This window comes from Streptomyces sp. NPDC059037 (genome assembly GCF_042740015.1).
In the GTDB taxonomy this organism is placed as follows: domain Bacteria; phylum Actinomycetota; class Actinomycetes; order Streptomycetales; family Streptomycetaceae; genus Streptomyces.
In genome coordinates this window covers 1-4,381 of record NZ_JBHYIG010000458.1, presented here as the reverse complement: position 1 = coordinate 4,381, position 4,381 = coordinate 1, and the positions used below count along the sequence as shown (strand labels likewise).

The window sequence follows — 4,381 nt, the reverse complement described above, 5'->3', positions numbered from 1 at the left end:
GTGCGGGACCCACACACTCGTGTCACTGGGGGGGCGGGCCCCCCCCACGCCCCCCCCGGGAAAATTCCCCGCGGCGGGGGCGGCTTCGGGCGCTCCGCTCGATCCGGGTCACGTCCGGGTGGGAGCTGTCCGGAAGCCCGCGCACCACCCCGCCCGCCGCGAGCAGCCGCGCGGCCTGCTCGTACTCGCCCTGGCGCAGCGCCAGGTCAGCGACCCCGACGAGCACCCCCGCGGTCAGCGGCGCTATGCCCGCCTCGGCCGCCGCCTCGCAGGCCGCGGCGCGGTGCGCACGGGCCTCGCCTATGTCGTCGGCGAGATAGCCGAGCAGGTCATGCGTCATCGCCCGGATGTACGTCAGCTCAGCCTCGTCGCCCAACAAGGCCTTCGCGACGCCGAGTTGCTCCCGCGCCTGTTCGGCATCACCGCCCCACCGGGCGAGTTCCGCCTTCGCGAGGGCCAGTTCGGCCAGCGCGTCGGGCCAGGCGACGCGCTCCGCGTACCGCTGTGCCTCGGCTATGGAGGCCGCGGAGGCGCTCTTGTCGCCGAGGAACCAGTACAGCCGTGCCTGCAGCGACCGCATCCGGATGATGTCCTCGGTGGCGCCGACCTCGGTGACGACCGCGATCGCCTCTTCGTAGCGCTCGCACGCGGCGGCGAACTCGCCGTGCATGGCCATCCGGTCCGCCAGCTCGGTCAGGGCGAACGAGATCCCGAACCGTTCGCCGATGGCCCGGAATTCGGCGAGCGCCCGCTCCAAGTACGCGTCCGCCTCCCGCCCTTCGTGACCGAGCATGATCCGCATCTTGCCGAGGTGGAGCCGGGCAAGGGCGCGCACCCAGGGGTCCTCGTCGTCGAGCACCAGCTCCCATGCGGGCAGGAACTCGCTGGGCTCCACGTCCAGCATGCGTACGAGTGGGGCGACGAGCCCCAGTGCCGGGTGGCGGCGCCGCCCGCTCCGGTCGCCCTCGCTCAACCGGTGAGCCTCGCGGATCCACCCCTCCGCCACGTGCTGGTCGCCCCGCCCGGCGCTCACGAACATCGAGACCACCGCGGACACCGTGGCCCGGACGTCGTCGCTCACCTCGCCGGGCACCTCGGCGGCCGCGGTGAGCAGTTCGTAGCCCTCGGTCCTGCGGCCGCTGAGCCACCAGTACCAGCCCGCGCCCTCCGCGAGCTCCATCGCCGCCTGCGCCTCGCCCGCCGCGAGCGCGCCGCGCATGGCCGCGGCGATGTTGTCGTGCTCGGCGTCCAGCCGGGCCAGCCAGTCCAACTGCTCGGCGCGGCGCAGGTGCGGCTCGGCGGTCTGGGCGAGCTCGGTGAAGCAGGCCAGGTGCGCCTGGCGCGCAAGCTCGGATTCCCCCGCCTCCGCGAGCCGCTGCCCCGCGTACTCCTTGATGGTGCCGAGCATGCGGTAGCGGGGGGCGCTGTCGCCTTCGGCGCGGAGGAGGGACTTCTCAGTGAGGGCGGTGAGGAGTTCGAGAACTTGCCCCTGCTCGACGGCGTCCCCCGTCTGGCCAGTGTCCGCGGCTTCGAGGGCGCAGACCTGCTCGGCGGCCTCCAGGCTCGCACCGCCGGAGAACACCGAGAGCCTGCGCAGGACGGTCCGCTCGGCGTCCGTGAGCAGCTCCCAGCTCCAGTCGACCGCGGCGCGCAGCGTCTGGTGCCGCGGCAGCGCGGTCCGGCTGCCGCCGGTCAGCAGGCGGAACCGGTCGTCGAGCCGATGGGCGAGCTGCTCGACGGACATGGTGCGCAGCCGGGCCGCGGCCAGCTCGATCGCCAGCGGCATCCCGTCAAGAGCCCGGCAGATACGCACCATCGTCGCCAGAGCGCGCTCGTCGACGGGGAGGTCCCTGCGTACGGCACCGGCGCGGTCCCGCAGCAACTGGACGGCGGGCGAGGACTGGATGTCTCCGGGACCGGCATCCCCCTTCGGCAGGGACAGCGGCTCGACCTGCCACAGCGCCTCGCCGGTGATACCGAGTGGTTCCCGGCTCGTCGCCAGGATCCGCAGCCGCGTGCACTCTCCGAGCAGCCGGTGCGCGAAGTTCGCCGCGGACTCGATCACATGCTCGCAGTTGTCCAGGATCAGCAGGGCGTCCCGCTCGCGGATCGCGGCAATGAGCCGATCGGTCAGCTCCGCGTTCGGGGAGCCGCCGAGCAGCGCGTCCCGCAGCCCGAGCCCGGCGAGCGCCGCCTGCGCCACATCGGACACATCACCGTCCGCTCCGACGCCGGCCAGCTCTACCAACCAAGCCCCGTCCGGCAGTTCGCCGAGCAGCGTGCGCGCGGTCTCCGTGGCCAGCCTGGTCTTGCCCGCGCCGCCGGGCCCGATCACGGTGGTGAGCCGATGCTCGCCCACAAGCCGACGTACGGCACCGAGAGCCGCGCCCTCACCGACAAAGCTGGTCAGCTCGGCCCGCAAATTGGTCTTACGACCCTCTTCCTTCTTACGCCCCAACTCGCCCCGCAGCAGCGCGACATGCAACGCCGCGAGCTCCGGCGACGGGTCGACGCCCAGCGCATCGGCGAGGGCCTCCCGCGCGCGCTGATACACAAGAAGGGCCTCGCTGTCGCGACCGGCGGCGGCGAGGGCGCGCATCTGGGCGGAGACGAGCCGTTCCCGCACCGGGTGCGCGGCGACCAGATCGGTCAGCTCCGTGACCATCTCGGCACCGCGCCCGAGGGTGACCTCCGCGTCGGCCCGCTCCTCGGTGGCGGTCAGCCGCAGCCCTTCGAGCCGGTCGACGGCGGCGTCGAACGCGGCGCTGTCCTGCAGCCCGACGTCCTGCATGGCCGCGCCACGCCACAGTTCGAGCGCTTCCCGCAACAGCCGCGCCCGCCCGGAGCCATCCTCGGCACGGGCCTGCCCTGCGGTGACGAGCCGCTCAAACCGCACGGCATCGACATCATCGGCCTCAACAGCCAACCGGTAGCCGTCAGTCCGCCCTTCGATCACCCCGGCAGGCAACACCTTCCGCAGCCGGGAGACGAGCCGCTGCAGGGCGTTCGTGGCATCGGCGGGCGGATTCTCCCCCCAGATCCAGTCGACGAGCGACGCCTTCGGCACCGCGTGCCCCGGCCTGAGCGCGAGGGCGATCAACAGGGCGCGCAGCCGCGCGCCCGGCACGTCGATCAGGCTGCCGTCGCCCGCGCGCACTTCAAATGGACCGAGCATCCGGATCTGCATCCGCCGATTTTGCCATGTCCGCTTGTCAGCCACCTTGGCAGGCACCCAATGGCTCTTGACCTCAAGCGAAGTTGAGCTTTTAGCGTGGCGTTCATCGAGCACCACAGGTGGCCCTGGACGCACAGGGCCCCCAACCCAACTACCTAATGAGGATGACGTCGATGACCACTGCCTCAGAACAGACGGAAGCGCAGCCGACCGTGACCGTGATCGGCCTGGGCGAGATGGGCTTAACGCTCGCGAGCGCCTTCCTGGACGGCGGGCATCCGACCACGGTGTGGAACCGCACACCGGAGAAGGCCGACACCTTGGTCGCCAGAGGAGCCGAGCGGGCCGCGTCCGTACGCGACGCCGTCGCCGCGAGCTCGCTCGTGGTCGTCAGCGTGAAGGGCAACGCGACGGCCCGCGACCTCTTGGAATCAGCGGGGGACAACGCACTCTCCGGCCGCTCCGTGCTCAACCTGACGGACGGAACATCGGCGGAGGCGAGGGCTGTGGCCGACTGGGCCGCGGGCCAGGGCGCGCAGTACCTCCACGGGCAGATCATGACGATTGCGCCGGGCATCGGGGGAGCGGAGTCAGTCGTCTTCTACGGCGGTTCGGACACCGTGTACAACCGCTATCGGCCGACGCTTCAACTCATAGGCGGCCGGGGAGCCCTGGTGGCGGACGACCCCGGCGTACCGACGCTGTACGGAATGGCCGTGCACGACACGATGTGGGGCACGCTGAACGGATTCCTGCATGCGGCAGCGCTGCTGTCCAGCGAGGGAATCGAGGCAAAGCGATTCCTGGACGACGCGGGCGCGTCAGTCTCCGCCCTGCTGGGGTACCTCCCGATGATCGCAGGAGAGGTCGACGGGGCCGAGTACGCGACGGAGTACGGCGCACTCCAACACCACCGGCCCTCGGTCGAGGACCTGATCAGGGAGAGCAAGGCTCGGAACATCGATGCGGAGTTCCCGAGCTACACGCTCGGGCTTGTGAACAAGGCTGTGGAGGGTGGGCATGAGGGTGACAGCTACTCACGTCTGATCGAGCAGTTCAGGAAGTAGGAGGTGGGGGGTGGGGGTGGGGCGGGGGCTTTGGTGGGCCTGTGGTGGTGTTCGTACCCGGCCCGGAACCGCCAACCTCGGGACAACCGGGCGGCCCCGGCGCGGGCTCTTCTAAACAACACCCACCCCACCACACCAG

Annotated in this window: 2 protein-coding genes; one reads left to right on the top strand and one right to left on the bottom strand. The window is 71.2% G+C overall.

The window, feature by feature from the left end; all coding sequences use genetic code 11:
- Positions 1-22: 22 nt before the first annotated feature.
- Positions 23-3,187, bottom strand: a complete 3,165-nt coding sequence (locus ACFWY6_RS44485) for a BTAD domain-containing putative transcriptional regulator (protein WP_384703345.1) — start codon at positions 3,185-3,187, stop codon at positions 23-25.
- A gap of 161 nt (positions 3,188-3,348) precedes the next feature.
- Here ACFWY6_RS44485 and ACFWY6_RS44480 point away from each other — a divergent pair, with 161 nt between their 5' ends.
- Positions 3,349-4,242, top strand: coding sequence for an NAD(P)-dependent oxidoreductase (locus ACFWY6_RS44480; protein ID WP_384703342.1), 894 nt, complete (start codon positions 3,349-3,351; stop codon positions 4,240-4,242).
- Positions 4,243-4,381 lie beyond the last annotated feature (139 nt).